Genomic DNA, 19,486 nt, shown 5'->3' with positions numbered 1-19,486 from the left:
GGAAATGATGAAAATTAATGTCGTGCAACCTAAAACTAATGTTGGGAAAGCTTACATATTTAGCTTTACGACTTCAGCAGAGGAACTTGATATAAATGTTAGTCAATATACCATAGATGGTAATGTTGATATTAAGGGAGAAGTTTTATATACGGGAACTTGCTTTAGGATTTCTGGGGATATCAGTTTTACTAAATCTTTTCAATGTGATCGTTGTTTAGAATATTTTTCTCAAAAGCAAATGTTGAGTTTTCTTGAAGAGTGTAAAGCAGAAGTGAGCGATGAGGACGTCGGGGAAGAAGTAATTTGTTTTAGTGGAAACGAAGTTGATATTGCGAATTTAATTCGTGAGACGATATTGCTGTCGCAACCACTGAATAATATATGTAGTCCTGATTGTCGCGGATTGTGTTTGAAATGTGGTGCGAACCTGAATGATGAAGAATGTGGGTGCGATAGACACATTGTTGATCCGAGGCTTGCAGCATTACAAAAGCTTTTAAATAAGCGGTAAAGGTTTAATTGCCTGAGTTGATTTAAGGAGGTGTAATAAATGGCAGTACCTAAACGTAAAATGTCTAAAGCTCGTCGTGATAAACGTCGCGCGAATTGGAAATTAACTGTTCCTGGTCTTATTGCATGTCCGCAATGTCATGAACCTAAAATGCCACATCGTGTATGTTCTGAATGTGGTTACTACGATGGTAAAGAAGTAGTTAAAGTAGAAGCTGAATAAAAATTTCTAGTATGAGCAATATATAAGTTAACTTATATATTGCTCATTTTATTTTTATTTTTCTTGATTTTTAGTATTGATATGTTTTATAATGGACACAATGACTTGATTATAGTACCTGATACTAAAAATAGGTGATAGTAGTATGGCACGGATGAAGAAAGCTGATAGACAACGATTTTTATTAGAATATATACAAGAAACCCCTTTTTTAACTGATGAAGAGTTGTCAAAACGTTTACACGTTAGTATTCAGACAATTCGTTTAGATAGGTTAGAACTAGGGGTTCCAGAATTGCGCGAACGCATAAAAAAAATGGCAGAAGATGCGCAATTAAAAGTTAAATCAATATCTAATAGAGATGTTGTAGGAGAGCTTATAGATTTAGAATTAGGCAAAAGCGGAATATCTTTAATGACTGTTACAGAAGATATGGTTTTTGAAAAAACAAAAGTGGCAAGGGGATATCATGTCTTTTCTCAAGCAAATTCTTTGGCTTTAGCAGTAATTGATGCGCCGGCCGCTGTAACTGGAGTGGCAAATATAAAGTATAAAATACCGATAGAAGTCGGTGAAAAATTGATCGCAAAAGCAGAGATTGTAAAGCAAAGAGGTAATAAATATTTTGTTTGGGTAAAAATAAAAAATGCATGTCAAGAAGTATTTCGTGCTAAATTTATTATGGTTTCATTAGATTAATGGAGGGCATTTCTTTATGAAAATTGCAATTGATGCAATGGGCGGTGATGATGCGCCAAAAGAAATTGTGCTTGGTGCTATAGAGGCTACAGAACAATTTGATTGCGAGTTAGTTTTAGTCGGAGATAAAGAAAAAATTAATAAAGTTTTAGCGACTAAACCTAATTGGAATAGAAATAAAATTTCGATTTATCATGCAGATGAAGTAATTGAAATGGGAGAGCATCCTGGTGCAGCTGTAAGAAGAAAAAAAAATTCTTCGATTGTTGTAGCTACAAGATTGGTAAAGACAGGAGAATGTGATGCGGTTCTTTCCGCTGGAAGTACTGGTGCTGCTGTAGCTGCGGCACTTCTTGGTTTAGGGCGTATTTCTGGGATTGATAGACCGACAATTGCGACTCCACTACCTAACAGTGAAGGAATAACTTTATTGTTAGATTCTGGTGCGAATGTTGATAGTAAACCAAACCAATTAAAGCAGAGTGCCATTATGGGGGCAATATATGCTAAATATGTTTTTGGTATACATAATCCGAAAGTTGGTTTGCTAAATATAGGAGAGGAACCTACAAAAGGAAATGAACAGGCGTTATCGACATATCCTCTTTTACAAAGCTTAAAAACAATTAACTTCATTGGAAATGTTGAAGGAAGAGATATTCCTAAAGGAACTGTTGACGTTGTAGTTTGTGATGGCTTTGTAGGAAATATTGTTTTAAAATTTGCCGAGGGATTAGCAAAAACAATGATTGATTTGCTAAAAGATGCGATAAAAAATAGTAATATATTCTCAAAATTGGCGGCTTTAGTATTAAAGTCAAGTCTTAAAAAGCTTAGTAAACGTGTCGATTATGCTGAATATGGTGGTGCACCTTTATTAGGGGTAGATGGGTGCTTTATTATTTGTCATGGAAGTTCAAAAGCCAAAGCGATTAGAAGTGCAGTTGGAATAACTTGTAATTATATAAAAAATGATGTGGTTCAGCATATTAAGGAGAATGTAATAAAGGAGGCCGATGTAGAAAATGTCAAAGAATAAATTTGGAGTAGGAATAATAGGCACTGGGTACTATGCACCAGAAAAAGTGGTAACAAATGCGGATTTAGAGAAAATGGTTGATACGAATAATGAATGGATTATAGATCGGACAGGAATCAGTGAACGCCGAATTGTCGATGACAATATAGCAACCTCAGATATTGCAGTGAAAGCGGCGCAAAATGCTTTAGCTGATGCAGGGGTTAAGCCAGAAGAAATAGACCTTATTATTGTAGCGACCTTGACACCTGATATGGTTTTCCCGTCGGCGGCTTGTGTAGTACAAAATAAATTACAAGCGGTAAATGCAGCAGCTTTTGATTTATCGGCTGCTTGCTCTGGTTTTGTATATGCCATGAGTGTAGGAAGTCAATTTATTCAATCTGGAATGTACAAAAAGGTTCTAATTGTTGCTGCGGAGTCTTTATCGAAAATTACAAACTGGGAAGATCGTAATACTTGTGTATTATTTGGGGATGGTGCTGGTGCAGCTGTTCTTGGTCCTGTTGAAGAAGGATATGGGATACTTGGTGTAGAATTAGGTGCAGATGGTTCTGGAGCTGAATTCTTGCATATGCCAGCAGGAGGAAGTCTTTATCCTGCAACTTTGGAAACAGTGAAAAATAAAATGCATTATATTCATATGAATGGTAATGAAGTTTTTAAATTTGCAATTAAAATTATGGGCGAGGCTGCTTATAAAGCTTTAGAAGACGCAGGTTTGGATACTAAGGATGTGGATTGTCTTATCCCACATCAAGCAAATATTCGCATTATTAAATCGGCAGCAAAACGTTTACACTTGCCAATGGATAAAGTTTTTGTTAATGTTAATAAGTATGGAAATACTTCTGCAGCTTCAATTCCAATTGCGCTTGCAGAAGCTGTGAAAGAACGCCATTTTAAAAAAGGTGACATTATAGTTTTAGTCGGATTTGGTGCAGGGCTGACATGGGCATCTTGTGTATTGAAATGGTCGAAGGAGGAATAGTTTTGTTTAATGATACTATTTGTGATTTATTAAATATAGAATATCCGATTATGCAAGGTGGAATGGCTTGGATTGGTACAGCTGAATTGGTTGCTGCCGTATCTAACGCTGGAGGAATTGGTATTATTGGTGCAGGGCATATGCCGCCGGATATATTAAGAAATGAAATACGAAAGGCTAAAAGCTTTACGCAAAAGCCCTTCGGTGTAAATATTATGCTGATGTCTCCTTTTGTAAAAGAGGTTATGGAAGTTGTAATTGATGAGAGAGTGCCTGTAGTTACTACTGGTGCGGGAAATCCAGGAGAATATATTCCGGCATTAAAAGAAATCGGCAGTAAGGTGATTCCAGTAGTTGCGTCAGTTGCGTTAGCAAAACGATTGGAGAAAATCGGTGTAGATGCTGTAATTGCAGAGGGAATGGAAAGTGGAGGACATATTGGAACAATTACAACAATGGCATTAGTTCCTCAAATTGTAGATGCTGTAAATATTCCTGTTATAGCAGCCGGTGGGATTGCTGATTCACGTGGGATTACAGCGGCATTTGCACTTGGGGCGAAAGGAGTACAAATCGGTTCGCGATTTGTTGCATCAAAAGAATGTATTGCCCATGAAAATTATAAAAATGCTGTTCTGAAAGCTAAAGATCGATCAACTGTTGTTACGGGCGTGAGCACTGGGCATCCTGTTCGTGTAATCGGAAATAAATTAACGCGTGAATATTTAGAGCTCGAAAAAAATGGGGCAAGTATAGAAGCGTTAGAACAGTTGGGTGCGGGAAAACTGCATTTAGCGACTCACAAAGGTGATATTGATAATGGATCGGTTATGATTGGACAAATTTCTGGATTAATTAGCTCAATTGAATCTGTGGATGATATTATGCAAAATTTAATTAAAGGGATTTATCCTGTAAAAGAAAAATTAAACAATACGTTTCAAAAATAATATAATAGGAGCGATCAGATGAATAAAATTGCTTTTGTTTTTCCTGGACAAGGTTCTCAAACTGTAGGAATGGGAAAAGAATTATATGAAAATTATGAAATAGCTAAAGATTTATTTGAAAAGGCTGATAAAGCATTAGGTTTTTCTATTAAAGATATGTGTTTTAATGGACCGGAAGAGGAACTGCGAAAAACATATAATACACAGCCGGCTATTTTAACAATGAGTGTTATATGTTTTGAGGTGTTAAAGTCAAAAGGATTAAGTCCTGATATTGTTGCAGGGCATAGTTTAGGTGAATACTCTGCACTTGTAGCTGCCGGCGCAATAAATTTTGAAGATGCTGTATATCTTGTTCACCAACGTGGTAAATTCATGCAAGAGGCTGTGCCTTTGGGGGAAGGCGGAATGGCTGCAATATTAGGTATGGATAGAGAGAAGATTATTGAAATTTGTCAAAGAATTTCGAACAATGGAGAATCAGTACAAGCCGTTAATTTTAATTGTCCGGGGCAAGTTGTTATTGCAGGAACTACTCGTGGCGTAGAAGAAGCTTGTAACTGTTTAAAAGATACAGGTGCTAGAAAAACTGTAATGTTACCAGTAAGTGCTCCATTTCATAGTTTATTAATGCAACCAGCAGCAGAAAAGTTAGCCATTGAATTAGACAAAGTAGAAATTCGTGATGCTAAAATCCCGGTAGTAGCGAATGTTAATGGTAAAGTAATGCATGATGCCGCTACAATTAAAAATTTATTAGTTAAACAAGCGGCTAGTCCTGTAAAGTGGGAAGACTGCGTTGCTGAGATAGTAGAACAAGGTGCTAAGACTTTTATTGAGGTTGGTCCGGGAAAAGTTTTAAATGGCTTTAATAAGAAAATTGATAAATTAATCATAAATTTAAATGTCGAAGATATTACCTCCTTAGAAAAAACTCTTGATTATTTCAAGGAGGTTCGTTAAAATGCATTTAGATGGTAAGGTTGCTCTAGTTACTGGTGCATCGCGCGGAATTGGTAGAGCAATCGCAATTTTATTAGCAAAAGCTGGTGCTTTAGTTGTAATAAATTATGCTGGAAATCAAGAAGCAGCGCAATCTGTTGAAAGTGAAATTAACTCTTTTGGTGGAAAGTCATTTTTAATTCAAGCAGATGTTTCTAAAGCAGATGCAGTTGAAGAAATGATTCAAGAAGTTGTTAAAGAATGCGGAAGAATTGATATACTAATAAATAATGCAGGTATTACTAGAGATTCATTATTAATGAGAATGAAGGAATCTGACTGGGATGATGTATTAAATACAAATCTAAAGGGAATATTTCTTTGCACAAAGGCAGTTTCTAGATTGATGATGAAACAGAAATCTGGTAGGATTGTGAATATGACTTCAGTTGTTGGAATTATGGGGAACTCTGGTCAAGCAAACTATGCAGCAGCTAAAGCTGGTGTTATTGGATTTACAAAATCAATGGCACGGGAATTGGCATCGCGTGGAATAACGGTTAATGCAGTTGCTCCGGGGTTTATTGCTACTGATATGACGGCGATTTTATCTGAAGAAGTAAAAAGAGAGTTAAGTAATAGAGTTCCATTGCAAAGATTTGGTGAAGCAGATGATGTTGCTAAAGCTGTAATGTTTTTAGTTTCTGATAATGCATCTTACATTACTGGGCAAACTTTGAATGTTGATGGTGGCATGGTAATGTAATATATATGAAACAACCTTTGGAGGGAGGTGAATGTATGTCAACTTTTGAAAAAGTTAGAGAAATTGTAGTAGAACAATTAGGTGTTGAAGCCGATGATGTTACTATTGATTCTACTTTTATTGATGATTTAGGTGCTGATTCTCTTGATATTGTTGAATTAATCATGGCATTTGAAGAAGAATTTAGTGTTGAAATTCCAGATGAAGTAGCTGAAAAAATTAAAACTGTGAAAGATACTGTTAACTACATAGAGCAAAATAAATAATGTAGTTTATCACTCTCTGAAAGTCCCGCTAAAGCGGGACTTTATTGAGGTGATGTTTTATTGAATGGAGGAATTATTTCGTGAAACTTCCAGAATTAAAAATTGGTGAAAAAATTGCAAAGGTGCCGATTATTCAGGGTGGAATGGCTATTAGATTATCAACTGCTAGATTGGCTGCTGCAGTAGCTAATGCTGGTGGAATTGGACTTATTGCCGCATCTGGTATGTCAATGGATGAATTACGTCATGAAATTAGATTAGCTAGAAAACTTACTTCTGGTGTTATTGGAATAAATGCTATGGTAGCTGCACGTAAATTTAGTGATTTAGTTAAGACAGCTATAAGTGAAGGTATTGATCTAGTTGTTGCTGGTGCTGGATTTTCACGTGATATGTTTGGATTGGGTAAGGAGTCAAATACACCAATTGTACCAATTGTATCATCTGTAAAGTTGGCTAAAATATCAGAAAACTTGGGTGCGACGGCTGTAATTGTTGAAGGAAAAGAAGCTGGTGGACACCTAGGAACAGATCAATCAGTAAAGTCGTTAATTCCAGGAATTAGACAGGCTGTCAATATTCCTGTTATCGCCGCTGGTGGCGCAATGTCAGGATATGACATTGTAGATTTAATAAAACTTGGTGCTGATGGTGTTCAGATGGGAACTCGCTTTGCTGCGAGTGAAGAGTCAAATGCAGCACCAGCGTTGAAAGAATTTTATTTAAAAGCTAGGCCGGAAGACGTTGTTGTAATACAGAGCCCAGTAGGGCTTCCAGGTCGTGCTGTACGAAATCCATTTGCTGAAAAGATAATGAATGGAATTTCTCCTATAGATAAATGTGATGCTTGCTTAAAAAAATGCAAACAGAATTTTTGCATAATCAAGGCCTTAATTCGAGCGCAACAAGGTGATGTCGAAAATGGACTTGTATTTACTGGGGAGTATATTCATAAAATTGAAGAAATTTTATCAGTAAAAGAAATTTTTGCTCAGCTTCTTAAGGAAGCTGAAGTTACAAATTAAGTGAGGTGCTTTGATTGAAAAATAGAGTTGTTATTACTGGGATTGGAGCTATTACTCCGATTGGTATTGGAAAAGAAAACTTTTGGAATGCCTTATTAGCAGGAAAATCTGGCATTAATCAAATTACACGATTTGATGCAACTGGATATACTACACAAATTGCTGGCGAAGTACGTGATTTTGATCCAACAGAATATATTGATAAAAAAGAAGCTAAACGCATGGATAGATCTACCCAATTTGCCGTTGCAGCTACAAAAATGGCATTTGAAGATTCTAAAATTGATTTAGAATCAGAGGATAAAGAACGTATCGGAGTTATTATTGGGACAGGTATTGGTGGAATTGAAACCTTGCACTCTCAATATGTAAGTTTATTTGAAAAAGGTCCTAGTAGAGTAAGTCCATTTTTTATTCCAATGATGATTGGTAATATGGCTACTGGTCAAACGTCTATTGTTTTTGGGCTCCAAGGTCCTAGTAGTTGTGTGGTAACGGCTTGTGCAACTGGGACAAATTCTATAGGTGATGCATTTAGACTAATTCAATATGGTGAAGCTGATGTTATGGTTGCTGGAGGAACTGAGGCTTGTATCTCACCAGCAGCAGTGGCTGGATTTTGCTCAATGAAAGCTATGTCTGTAGAACATAATGATAACCCTACAGTAGCGTCACGCCCATTTGAAAAAAATAGAAGTGGATTTATTATGGGTGAAGGGGCAGGCGTCGTTATATTAGAAAGTCTTGATCATGCGGTAGCTAGAGGGGCGCATATTTATGCAGAAGTGGTTGGATATGGATCTAATTCAGATGCATATCATATTACAGCTCCATCTCCTGGTGGAGTTCAAGCTGCTAAATGTATGAGACGTGCAATTATTGATGCTGGAATGAATGTAGAAGAAATTAATTATATTAATGCACATGGAACATCTACTCCAATGAATGATAAAAATGAAACATTAGCAATTAAAGATTTATTTGGAGATCATGCATATAATTTAGCAGTAAGTTCTATTAAATCTATGACTGGACATTTACTAGGAGCTGCTGGCGGAGTTGAATGTATTGCTACAGCGTTAACTATTGAAAATGATGAGGTTCCTCCTACTATTAATTATGAACAACCAGATCCAGAACTAGATTTAGATTATGTTCCTAATAAATCAAGAAAATGCAAAGTAAATGCAGCATTATCTAACTCCTTTGGTTTTGGTGGACATAATGCTACCATTTTATTAAAAAAATTTGTTAAGTAAACATTTATTGCTATGAACACTTTAAATGAAGAAAGAAAAGATGAACTTAATACATTTTCTCATACATTAGGAATAACGTTTTTTGATATTTCTTTTTTGCATCAAGCATTAACGCATACTTCATATGCAAATGAAGTAAAAAAACTTCATGTAATTCATAATGAAAGGCTAGAATTTTTAGGTGATGCAGTTTTAGAGTTAATAGTTAGTAGTTATTTATATTGTAATTTTCCTAATCTGCCAGAAGGTGAATTAACAAAAGCGAGAGCTAGCGTTGTTTGTGAGGCTACTTTAGCAAAAAGGGCTCATTTATTAGATGTTGGGAAACATCTGCTGTTCGGGAAGGGCGAATTGGCTACAGGTGGGCGTAATCGAGCATCAATTTTAGCTGATGCATTTGAAGCAATCATTGGTGCAATATATTTGGATCAAGGGATTGATAATGCTACTAGCTTTGTATTGGGGCAATTAAAAGATGATTTAGATATAGTAAAAAAAGGTAAATATGTACAAGACTATAAGACTTTATTACAAGAAGTTGTTCAAAAGAATAGTGACAGTAAGATTCATTATGAGTTGATTTCTGAAAGTGGCCCTGATCATGATAAATTGTTTCATATTGCAGTTTTTATTAACCAACATCAAAGTGGTTCTGGTTTTGGAAAAAGTAAAAAAGAGGCAGAGCAATGTGCTGCAAAAGAAGCTTTACTTAAGATAAATAAAATAAATATATAAATGGGTGACTTTACGTCATCCATTTTTCTTTAGGAGTATTCATTATGAAACGTTATATTATTCCTGTTTTTATCCCACATTATGGATGTACAAATGAATGCGTGTTTTGCAATCAACATAAAATTACAGGCAGCCAAACAACGGTGAATGAATATCATGTAAGGAAAATAATTCTTGACTGGTTAGAAAGGTTAAATTATGCAGCTTTTATTGAGGTAGCTTTTTATGGAGGAAGTTTTACCGCATTATCTATAGAAAAGCAACAAGAACTATTAAATCCTGCCTATGAATTCTTAAAACAAGACAAAATCCAAGCAATTCGTATTTCAACGAGGCCAGATGCAATAGATGATTTAATTTTAAGAAACCTGATATTATATGGAGTATCAATTATTGAACTGGGAGTTCAATCTTTAGATAATAAAGTTCTGAAAAAATCTTGTCGTGGGCATACGAAGGAAGACGTGGAACTAGCGGTAGCGGCAATTCGAAAGTATGCTAACTTTAAATTGGGATTACAGGTTATGCCAGGGTTACCGAAAGATACACTGCTAAAAGGTTTATTAACAATTCGAAATATTATTGAATTGAAGCCTGACTTTGTAAGAATTTATCCAACGGTTGTTTTAAATCATACAAAATTAGCAAAACTTTATTGCGAAAATCAATATACTCCGCTATCCTTAGATGAATCTATCAAGTATTGTTCAATATTAAAAATTTTATTAGATAATCATCAGATCCCAATTATTAGAATGGGATTACAAGCAACTGAAAATTTAAATTCCGCTAACGTACTCGCAGGTCCCTATCATCCTGCTTTTGGCGAATTAGTGCAAGCTGAAATATTTTATTTAAGCATTACAAAATTTTTGGAAAAAATTAATTTATATAAAAAAAATTTTTTAAAACAGGAAATTATCATTTTTCACTCTAATCGTCTTACTTCTAAAATTAGAGGAAATAAAAATTCTAATATTAAGAAATGGTCAAGAATCTTTCCTTATTTTAATTTAAAATTTTCTCAAGAAGCAAATGAGAAAAATTTTATAAAAATTAAATGTGATAATCAAATCTATACACTAAATATAAATTTGATAAGTAATATTTAATTTTTACAAAGAATATTCTGAACTGTAATCCTTAAAAATTGGAGGATCGGTGATATGAATATATTAAAAGTATCTAATAAGTCTAATCCAAAAGCGGTAGCAGGGGCATTAACTGCTTCCCTAAGAAATGATGGTAAGGTTCATATGCAAGCAATTGGTGCGGCCTCAGTTAATCAAGCTGTTAAATCTATTGCAATAGCCAGAGGGTTTGTTGCTGCAAATGGTTTTGATTTAGTTTTTATTCCCGCCTTTATTGAAACCAGTATAGATGGGAATATTTGTACGGGAATAAAATTTATCATTGAGAGGCGATAAGTAGTAGCAATTAGCTACTACTTTTTGCTAATCATTATTAAAATAGTGTATAATATCAATACGATAGTATGAAATAATGGGTTGGTGAACGTGGTGCAGTTGCGTAAGCTAGAATCATATGGATTTAAATCTTTTGCTGACAAGGTTGAATTAGATTTTGATATGGGGGTTACGGCGATTGTCGGCCCAAACGGGAGTGGTAAAAGTAATATTACGGATGCGATTCGTTGGGCTTTAGGAGAACAAAATATTAGGAACTTGCGTGGAGTGAAAACAGAAGATGTTATCTTTTCAGGCAGTAGTAATAAAAGAGCATCGGGCGTAGCTGAAGTTTCTTTAATATTTGATAATTCTGATGGAGTTTTACCGTTAGAGTACCAGGAAGTCGTTGTGACGAGAAGAATTTTTCGTTCAGGTGAAAGTGAATTCTATATTAATAAAGTAGCATGTAGGCTAAAAGATATTCATCAACTTTTTTTTGATACGGGATTAGGAAAAGATGCGATGAGTGTGATTAGCCAAAATAAAGTTGATCAAATTTTAAATAGTCGTCCTGAAGAGCGAAGAGCATTTTTTGAAGAGGTTGCGGGGATTACTAAATACCGAACTCGCCAAAAAGATTCTATTAGAAAATTAACGGATACGGAACAAAATATTTTAAGAGTGACTGATATTTTAAATGAGTTAGAAATACAATGTATACCGTTAAAAGAAAGTGCCAACAAGACAAGACAATATAATCTATTATTTGACTCATTGCAAAACTACAAAATAAAAAGCATAAAACATGAATTCTTGATTAGCAAAAAAAAGTTAAACCGTATCATCGAAAAAAAAGATTCTTTGAATCTTAACCTAAAATCTCTAGAAAATTTATTAACCTTAAACGATGTTGATAAGACTAAATTTAATAATGAAATTTTAGAAATTGATACACAATTAAAAGGGTTAAATGAATATAAGCAAGAGATTTCGTTCAAAATAGAAAAGAATAAAAATTGTATAATTATTGCAAAAGATAGGATTGTACAAGCACAAAACTCACTTGATCATACAACTTTAGAGATAACACAGAAAAAAGCTGACTTAGAGGCTTTAAAGATAAAGTCTAAAATGCTCGCAGATGATAGTCTAGACATAGAATCTAAATTAAAGATAACAAATGAAGAACTTCGGATTCTTGAAAATAGACAAGAAAATATAGAAAAAGCGATAAATCATAACGAAAAAAGTTTAGGAAAATATAAAGAAGATGCATTAATTAATTTTACAGATTTAATGGAAAAACGTAATAAATTAAACCTTATCGCAGAAAATATGAATTCTGCGCAAGTTAGTTTAAATAAAATTAACCAAGAACTAATAAATTTTTCATCTAAGCGAAGTGTTTGTATCTATAATACGCGTTTTATCAATAGTCAAGTAAATGCGTTGAAATATTTGATTTTGCAAAAGGAAGGAATACTTCAAAAAACGCAAGAGCAAAGTCATGCATTTCATAAGGAACTAGATGAAGTAGAAGAAAAGAATAAAAAGACAAAAATGATGTTAATTGAAAAACAAAATAGATTTAAATTTTTAACGTCATTACAAGAAAATTATGATGGATTTAATAAAGCTGTTAGATTAGTGTTAAAAAGCCAATGTGCTTGGCGAAAAGACATATGTGGAGTTATTGCAGAATTGATAAAAGTACCAGCAGAATATATTACTGCCATAGAGGTAGCATTGGGAGGAAATCTGCAAAATATTATTACGATGAATGAATTGGTTGCAAAACAGGCGATAGCCTTTTTGAAAAAAGAAAAGGTTGGCAGGGTGACATTTTTACCATTAAATTTATTGCAAGTGAATAGATTAGAACTAGATAGAAAGATTTTACAAATACCTGGCGTAATTGGGCTAGCACATCAATTAGTTTCGTTTGATGTGCAATATAAAAAAGCGGTGGAAAATCTTTTGGGTAGAACACTTGTGGTAGATTCGATTGATACAGCATTAAAGATTATTAAAACGAATCGAATTAGAATTGTTACTTTAGGCGGAGAAGTAATCAATCCAAGTGGGGCAATATCAGGCGGAAGTAGTAAAAAAAATGAGATGGATTTTTTTAATCGCTTAGAGGAAATAAAAAAATTAGATTTACTGATAAAAGATTTATGTACAGAAAATGAAAAATTAGATACACTATTAATTGAAAAGAAAGGTCAAATCGATCGTAATTTTTTCTCAATGGAAAAGTTGAAAGAAAAATTGAATACATATTATCTTAAACAGGAAACTTTAAAAATTAATAGTCAAAAAGTTGTAGATGATTTGAAAAATATTGAGGAAAAAAATCAAATTTTAAAAGAAGAATTACAAAATACTAAAATACAAATGGATCAGCTTGAAAAAACAAGAAAAATATATTTGCAGGAAATTGGAAATTGTGAAGAACAAATCAAAAATAAAAATAAACAAAATATAGAAATAGAAAATACTTTAGCAAATTTAAAAGCTAATTATGAGTCGGAAAATAAAAATTTATTAAACTTAAAAATTGAATATAATCGACTTAAAGGGGAATTTAACAATAAAAATTTATTAAAGAACGAATATAAGCGAAATGAAGATCAGCTTGTTTATTTAATAGAAGAATTAAGTTTAAAACTTTTTGAATTTCAAGGGAATCAAAAAAAATATCAACAAGAGATTGAACAGGAAGAATTAGTAAATAGTGAATTGAAGTTATTGGAAACAAGCGTAGCTAAAGATTATTCAAATTATTATCAGATAAAACTTAGTAAATTAGCGCAAATACAAGAAAATGATAAAAACGCACAAAAATTGCGGAAAAATCATAATGAAATAAAAGAAGAGTTATATAAATTAGATATTGATTTTATGAAATATAATCATGAAGTAAATACATATTCAGAAAAGTTGAAACAGGAGTATTCTTTAATAGATTTTGCAGAAGATGATCAAGATGCATGCGTGGATATTAAAGAAGTACAAGATAAAATTAACAACTTAGAGCTTTCAATTAAAGAATTAGGACCGATTAATCCGAATGCAATTTCAGAATATGACGCATTACAATCTAGATATTCCTTTATGAAAAAGCAATCAGAGGATTTAATTGTTGCAAAAAACTATTTATTAGGCATTATAAAAGATATGAATATTGCAATGACTAAACAATTTAAAATGGCATTTGAAGCGATTAATGATAATTTTCAAAAAATATATATACGGCTTTTCGGGGGTGGGCAAGCAAAACTTGCATTAATAGATGAGGACATTCTTGAGAGTGGGATTGAGATTTACGTCCAGCCGCCAGATAAAAAAATGAGAAACCTATCACTTTTATCTGGTGGGGAAAGAGCATTAACTGTAATTGCGTTATTATTTGCTTTTCTAGCATTTCGTCCGAGTCCATTTGTTGTATTAGATGAAGTAGATGCGGCTCTTGATGAAGCAAATCTAAAGCGCTTTAGCGAATTTTTACGAGATTACTCTATTCATACTCAGTTTGTAGTTGTTACACATCGTAAAGGAACAATGGAAGCTGCCGATACTATGCATGGGGTGACTGTTGATGATACCGGGATATCTAAAATAATTTCAGTTAAATTAGAAGAAGCTTAAGCAATATATGGAGGATTTGAAATATGGGTTTTTTTGATAAGTTAAAAAAAGGATTGGAAAAAACACGTCAAAGTTTTACCGAAAAAATTGAACAAATTATTGTTGGATATGCAAAAATTGATGATGAATTTTTGGATGAATTGGAAGAGGCCTTAATTATGGCCGATGTGGGGGTAAAAACGACAGATTATTTAATGAAAGAGATTCGTAAAGGAATCAAGAGTAAAGAGATTAAAAATCCTGAGGATTTAAAACCATTTATTCAAAAGCAAATTAGTGAAATATTAGGTGGAACTACTGTAAAAGAGAAAATTACAGATGATACACCAATCGTGATTTTGGTCATTGGTGTGAACGGAGTTGGCAAAACCACGACGATTGGAAAATTGGGCAACTATTATAAGCAGGAAGGAAAAAGTGTTATGTTTGCAGCCGCTGACACTTTTAGAGCTGCTGCGATTGATCAGTTGGAAATTTGGGGAAATCGAGTTGGCGTTGATGTTATCAAACATACCGAAGGAGCTGATCCTGCTGCAGTTGCTTTTGATGCAGTTCAGTCTGCGAAAGCACGAAAAGTAGATGTCTTAATTATTGATACAGCAGGGCGTTTACATACTAAATATAATTTAATGGAAGAATTGAAAAAGGTCACACGGGTAATTCAGCGAGAAATTCCTAAGGCGCCCCATGAAACACTATTAGTTTTAGATGCAACAACAGGACAAAATGCAATTAATCAAGCACAAATTTTTTCAAAAGCTGCTGGAATTTCAGGTCTTGTATTAACTAAATTAGATGGAACAGCTAAAGGTGGAGTTGTCATTGGAATGAAAGCAGAATTGGATATTCCTGTAAAATGGATTGGTGTAGGAGAAGGAATTGACGACTTACGACCGTTTGACGCTGACTCTTTTGCGGAAGCTTTATTTATCGACAAGTAAAAAGGCTTGACATGGATTATTTACTCTTGTATAATATTTAATGTCAAGTGAATTCGCTTGACACAGATTACTTTTACAGTAATGGTGGGGAACAGGATGTTAGATAAAATATTAAAAATTGCTGTTCTTTATGATTTTTATGGAGCTTTGCTTACAGAAAAGCAGCAGAGTTGTTTAGAAATGCATTTTTTACAAGATTTTTCTTTATCTGAAATAGGGGATCGGCTTGGGGTTTCTAGACAAGCTGTTTATGATATTATTCATAGATCAGAACAGGTATTATTAGAATATGAAGAAAAACTTAAATTGGTAGAACGACATCAATTTGAACAAAGAAAGATTAAGGAAATATTGCATATGATGTCTGAGTTGCCTCAAGATATGCAGAGAATGCCTGTTTTTCAGAATGTCTTAATGAAAATATCTGATTTAATTACTGAGGCAGAGGAGGCATAAAATGATTTTTGAGGGTTTAGCTGATAGGTTGCAAGCAACTTTTAAAAAACTTCGTGGTAGAGGTAAGTTAACAGAAGATGATGTTAATGAAGCGATGCGAGAAGTTCGAATGGCTTTATTGGAAGCTGATGTAAATTTTAAAGTTGTTAAAGATTTTATAAAAAAAGTAAAAGAACGAGCAATTGGACAAGAGGTATTAGATACATTAACTCCGGCTCAGGTTGTTATAAAGATTGTAAATGATGAATTAACGGCTTTAATGGGAGATACACAAAGTAGAATTAATATTTCTTCAAAACCACCGACAGTAATTATGTTAGCAGGATTGCAAGGTGCAGGTAAAACTACTACGGCTGGGAAGCTTGCCTATACTTTGAAAAAACAAGGAAAACGTCCCTTACTAGTAGCTGCCGATGTTTATCGTCCAGCGGCTATTAAGCAATTGCAAGTCTTAGGTGAACAATTGGATTTGCCTGTGTTTACAATGCCAGAGGGAACAAATCCAGTTACAATTGCAGAACAGGCGATCGTACATGCGGCTTCTTATGCAAATGATATTGTCATTATTGATACTGCTGGTCGTTTGCACATTAATGAAGAGTTAATGCAAGAACTCAAAGCAATTAAGCAGACAGTTAAGCCACATGAAATTTTATTAGTAGTAGACGCAATGACAGGTCAAGATGCAGTAAATGTTGCAGAACATTTTAATAATGATCTTGGTCTTGATGGTGTTATTTTAACGAAACTAGATGGTGATGCTCGAGGCGGTGCTGCTTTATCAGTAAAGGCTGTCACTGGTTGTCCAATTAAATTTGTTGGTATGGGTGAGAAACTTGAAGCTCTTGAAGCCTTCCATCCAGATAGGATGGCATCAAGGATTCTTGGAATGGGCGATGTTCTCAGTTTAATTGAAAAGGCCCAATCCAATTTTGACTTAGAGCAAGCGCAGGAGATGGAGAAAAAGCTTCGTAAAGATTCATTTACTTTAGATGATTTTCTGGACCAAATGAATCAAGTAAAAAAGCTTGGCTCATTAGATCAAATTTTAGGAATGATTCCAGGAATGGGAAATCTAAAGAAAAAATTGGGCGATGTTGACTTTGATGAGAAAGAGATAAAACGTATTGAAGCGATTATTCTTTCTATGACGAAAAAAGAGCGGCGTGATCCTAGTATTCTTAATGGTAGTCGTAGAAAAAGAATTGCGATAGGTAGCGGAAATCGTGTTCAAGATGTAAATAAATTATTAAAGCAATTTAATGAAGCAAAAAAATTAATGAAAAAAATGAAAGGGATGCAGAAAACCGGTCGCTTTAGCGGGTTTAAGTTACCTTTTATGAAATAATAAATTTTTATGTAAAGGAGGTGAATATTGATGGCAGTAAAAATTCGTTTAAATCGTATGGGTGCAAAGAAAAAACCTTTCTACCGCGTTGTTGTAGCTGATTCTCGTTCTCCACGTGATGGTCGTTTTATTGAAATTCTTGGGCATTACGATTCTACAAAAGAACCAGCAGTTATTAAAGTTGATGAAGAAAAAGCTTTAGAATGGATGTCTAAAGGAGCTCAACCTACAGATACTGTAAAGTCCTTATTTAGCAAATTAGGTATCATGGCTAAATGGAATGAAACAAAAAGCACTAAGAAAGAGGCGTAATAACGATGAAAAAAATTGTTGAAGTTATCGCCAAAGCATTAGTACAAAATCCGGATCAGGTTATCGTAAATGAAAATACAGATAATAATATTACTGTATATGAACTTCATGTAGCACCTGATGATATGGGGAAAGTAATTGGCAAACAAGGTCGTATTGCAAAAGCTATGCGAACAGTTGTAAAGGCTGCTGCTACCCGTGAAAATAAAAAAGTTACTGTAGAAATTATTTAAATTATGCGGCAAGTAAACTCAAATTGAGTTATTGCCGCTAATTGTTTATTTATTTTTAACAATATTTTCAAGGAGGACTTAGAGTGGAAAGTATGACTTTAAAATGTCCTGTGACAATAAAAGCTAAAGTTACAGAAGACTTAAAAAAAGAATTATCTGCTGATATACAAGATAAGATTAAAAAAACCGATGTTGAATTACAACAAATTGAATTTCATGCAAAAAGGATTATGGCAGAACAAGCCAAACAAGATGCGCAAGGATTAGTTCAAATTCGCCATCAGGTTGAAGCGGAAAAACAGAAACGTCTTGAATTTAAAAATCACCTTTTAGAAAAATTAAAGGAAACCGCACAATTAGAAATTGGTTCTGAAATTGTTCAAGGGACTTTAGAACGCATTATTGAGGTTAAAGTTGGGGAGCAGTTACCTCAATTAATGAATGCTGAAATTTTATTAGAAGATGGGAAAATCATAGCTTTTCGGAGTTAGGAATGGATAATTTAATTACAATTGGCAAGTTTGGTGCCCCGCACGGTGTGCGGGGTGAAATTCGTATTATACCCTTAACTGATTTCCCCAATCGTTTTAAAAGTTTAAAAAATGTGATTATTGATGATTCGAAAAAATTAACAATAAATAGTATTAAGTATCATAATCAATTTATTGTTATTAAATTTGATGAATTTGATAGTAAAGAAAGTGTAAATACTTTAAACGGGAAACTTTTAAAAGTAGAAAGAAAAGATGTTCCTCCTTTATCACCAGGAGAGTTTTATAGCTTTGATATTATCGGTTTACTTGTACGGGATGAAGATGAAACTATATTGGGGCATGTTGTAGAAATATTAAAAACTGGTAGTAATGATGTCTATATAGTTAAGAAAGATAATCAAGAATTACTTATTCCAGCACTAAAATCTGTCGTAAAGAGTATTGATGTTAAAAATGGATACATGATTGTGAAACTTCAAGAAGAGATGGTTTAAAATGAAAATTGATATAGTGACTTTATTCCCAGAAATGTTTGCAGGCACATTTGGACAAAGTATGATAAAGAGAGCGGTTAAAGAAAAAATATTAACGATTCATACGATTAATCCGCGTGACTTTGCGCAGGACAAGCATAATACTGTTGATGATTACCCTTTTGGTGGAGGTGCGGGGATGGTTCTTAAACCAGAACCTGTATATAGGGCAATCGATAGTATTCCTACCTTTTCTGAGAATAAAAGAGTTATTTTACTTTGCCCAAGTGGAGCTACTTTTTCTCAGAAAAAAGCCATTGAGTTATCAAAATATGATCAGCTTGTTTTAATTTGTGGTCATTATGAGGGATTTGATGCACGAATCTCTTATTTGGCGGATGAAAAAATTTCAATTGGTGATTATGTGTTAACCGGTGGGGAAATTCCAGCAATGGTTCTTGTTGATACAGTTGCAAGAATGCTTCCAGGAGTGTTGGGGTCTATGGAATCTGCATTAACAGACTCTTTTTATAACGATTTGTTAGAACATCCACAGTATACTAGACCACGTAATTTTTTAGGAATGGAAGTCCCGGAAGTTTTATTATCTGGAAATCATGCTAAAATTGCTGATTGGAGACGTAAAGAATCATTACGAATAACTTTGCTAAATCGACCAGATTTATTAGATAAAACATCTTTATCATCTAAAGATGTTTTATTTCTTGAGGAAATAAAAAGAGAATTAGGAGATTTATAA

23 protein-coding genes are annotated in these 19,486 nt (G+C 33.8%); all 23 read left to right on the top strand.

Going from position 1 to position 19,486, the window contains the following annotated elements; all coding sequences use genetic code 11:
* Positions 1-4 precede the first annotated feature (4 nt).
* The 23 genes from P3F81_RS06635 (at position 5) to trmD (ending at position 19,486) form a co-directional block, all read left to right on the top strand.
* Complete coding sequence (locus tag P3F81_RS06635) at positions 5-514, top strand: YceD family protein (protein ID WP_147668855.1); 510 nt, start codon at positions 5-7, stop codon at positions 512-514.
* Between the two features lie 39 nt (positions 515-553).
* Positions 554-736: a 50S ribosomal protein L32 gene (gene rpmF, locus P3F81_RS06630; RefSeq protein WP_147668852.1), complete on the top strand. Its 183-nt coding sequence runs from the start codon at positions 554-556 to the stop codon at positions 734-736.
* Between the two features lie 145 nt (positions 737-881).
* A complete protein-coding gene (gene fapR, locus P3F81_RS06625; RefSeq protein WP_147668849.1) occupies positions 882-1,436 on the top strand; it encodes a transcription factor FapR in 555 nt (184 codons plus the stop codon).
* A gap of 16 nt (positions 1,437-1,452) precedes the next feature.
* The gene (plsX, locus tag P3F81_RS06620; RefSeq protein ID WP_147668846.1) at positions 1,453-2,475 is read left to right on the top strand and encodes a phosphate acyltransferase PlsX; all 1,023 of its coding nucleotides are present in this window, start codon (positions 1,453-1,455) and stop codon (positions 2,473-2,475) included.
* Complete coding sequence (locus P3F81_RS06615; protein ID WP_147668843.1) at positions 2,462-3,466, top strand: beta-ketoacyl-ACP synthase III; 1,005 nt, start codon at positions 2,462-2,464, stop codon at positions 3,464-3,466. Before plsX ends, P3F81_RS06615 begins: the two co-directional genes overlap by 14 nt.
* 50 nt (positions 3,467-3,516) lie before the next feature.
* A complete protein-coding gene (fabK, locus tag P3F81_RS06610; RefSeq protein WP_418627449.1) occupies positions 3,517-4,416 on the top strand; it encodes an enoyl-[acyl-carrier-protein] reductase FabK in 900 nt (299 codons plus the stop codon).
* Between the two features lie 18 nt (positions 4,417-4,434).
* Positions 4,435-5,379, top strand: coding sequence for an ACP S-malonyltransferase (fabD, locus tag P3F81_RS06605; protein ID WP_147668840.1), 945 nt, complete (start codon positions 4,435-4,437; stop codon positions 5,377-5,379).
* A 1-nt stretch (position 5,380) separates the two neighbouring features.
* On the top strand, positions 5,381-6,124 hold the full coding sequence (gene fabG, locus P3F81_RS06600; RefSeq protein WP_147668836.1) for a 3-oxoacyl-[acyl-carrier-protein] reductase: 744 nt from the start codon (positions 5,381-5,383) through the stop codon (positions 6,122-6,124).
* Between the two features lie 35 nt (positions 6,125-6,159).
* A complete protein-coding gene (locus P3F81_RS06595; protein WP_147668833.1) occupies positions 6,160-6,390 on the top strand; it encodes an acyl carrier protein in 231 nt (76 codons plus the stop codon).
* Between the two features lie 80 nt (positions 6,391-6,470).
* Entirely contained in the window at positions 6,471-7,415 is a 945-nt protein-coding gene (locus tag P3F81_RS06590) for an NAD(P)H-dependent flavin oxidoreductase (protein ID WP_147668830.1), read from the top strand.
* A 14-nt stretch (positions 7,416-7,429) separates the two neighbouring features.
* Positions 7,430-8,674, top strand: coding sequence for a beta-ketoacyl-ACP synthase II (fabF, locus tag P3F81_RS06585; RefSeq protein WP_147668828.1), 1,245 nt, complete (start codon positions 7,430-7,432; stop codon positions 8,672-8,674).
* A 12-nt stretch (positions 8,675-8,686) separates the two neighbouring features.
* Positions 8,687-9,409: a ribonuclease III gene (rnc, locus tag P3F81_RS06580; RefSeq protein WP_147668826.1), complete on the top strand. Its 723-nt coding sequence runs from the start codon at positions 8,687-8,689 to the stop codon at positions 9,407-9,409.
* A 44-nt stretch (positions 9,410-9,453) separates the two neighbouring features.
* Positions 9,454-10,521, top strand: coding sequence for an elongator complex protein 3 (locus tag P3F81_RS06575; RefSeq protein ID WP_147668824.1), 1,068 nt, complete (start codon positions 9,454-9,456; stop codon positions 10,519-10,521).
* Positions 10,522-10,575: 54 nt separating this feature from the next.
* The gene (locus P3F81_RS06570) at positions 10,576-10,836 is read left to right on the top strand and encodes a stage V sporulation protein S (RefSeq protein WP_147668822.1); all 261 of its coding nucleotides are present in this window, start codon (positions 10,576-10,578) and stop codon (positions 10,834-10,836) included.
* Between the two features lie 93 nt (positions 10,837-10,929).
* Entirely contained in the window at positions 10,930-14,469 is a 3,540-nt protein-coding gene (smc, locus tag P3F81_RS06565; RefSeq protein ID WP_309320190.1) for a chromosome segregation protein SMC, read from the top strand.
* A gap of 23 nt (positions 14,470-14,492) precedes the next feature.
* Positions 14,493-15,410, top strand: a complete 918-nt coding sequence (ftsY, locus tag P3F81_RS06560; protein WP_147668818.1) for a signal recognition particle-docking protein FtsY — start codon at positions 14,493-14,495, stop codon at positions 15,408-15,410.
* A 96-nt stretch (positions 15,411-15,506) separates the two neighbouring features.
* The gene (gene ylxM, locus P3F81_RS06555) at positions 15,507-15,866 is read left to right on the top strand and encodes a YlxM family DNA-binding protein (RefSeq protein WP_147668816.1); all 360 of its coding nucleotides are present in this window, start codon (positions 15,507-15,509) and stop codon (positions 15,864-15,866) included.
* A 1-nt stretch (position 15,867) separates the two neighbouring features.
* Positions 15,868-17,214 carry a signal recognition particle protein gene (ffh, locus tag P3F81_RS06550; protein ID WP_147668814.1) on the top strand — a complete coding sequence of 449 codons (1,347 nt, stop codon included), beginning with the start codon at positions 15,868-15,870 and terminating at the stop codon, positions 17,212-17,214.
* Between the two features lie 30 nt (positions 17,215-17,244).
* Positions 17,245-17,526 carry a 30S ribosomal protein S16 gene (gene rpsP / locus P3F81_RS06545; RefSeq protein WP_147668812.1) on the top strand — a complete coding sequence of 94 codons (282 nt, stop codon included), beginning with the start codon at positions 17,245-17,247 and terminating at the stop codon, positions 17,524-17,526.
* A gap of 5 nt (positions 17,527-17,531) precedes the next feature.
* Positions 17,532-17,759: a KH domain-containing protein gene (locus tag P3F81_RS06540; protein ID WP_147668810.1), complete on the top strand. Its 228-nt coding sequence runs from the start codon at positions 17,532-17,534 to the stop codon at positions 17,757-17,759.
* Positions 17,760-17,851: 92 nt separating this feature from the next.
* Positions 17,852-18,250 (top strand): YlqD family protein, encoded by a 399-nt coding sequence (locus P3F81_RS06535; protein WP_309320786.1) that lies wholly within the window; start codon positions 17,852-17,854, stop codon positions 18,248-18,250.
* A 2-nt stretch (positions 18,251-18,252) separates the two neighbouring features.
* Complete coding sequence (gene rimM / locus P3F81_RS06530) at positions 18,253-18,747, top strand: ribosome maturation factor RimM (protein WP_147668806.1); 495 nt, start codon at positions 18,253-18,255, stop codon at positions 18,745-18,747.
* Between the two features lies 1 nt (position 18,748).
* A complete protein-coding gene (trmD, locus tag P3F81_RS06525; protein WP_147668804.1) occupies positions 18,749-19,486 on the top strand; it encodes a tRNA (guanosine(37)-N1)-methyltransferase TrmD in 738 nt (245 codons plus the stop codon).

It is taken from the genome of Selenobaculum gibii, assembly GCF_030273445.1.
Lineage (GTDB): Bacteria > Bacillota > Negativicutes > ICN-92133 > ICN-92133 > Selenobaculum > Selenobaculum gibii.
This window is presented reverse-complemented; position numbering and strand designations above follow the sequence as displayed.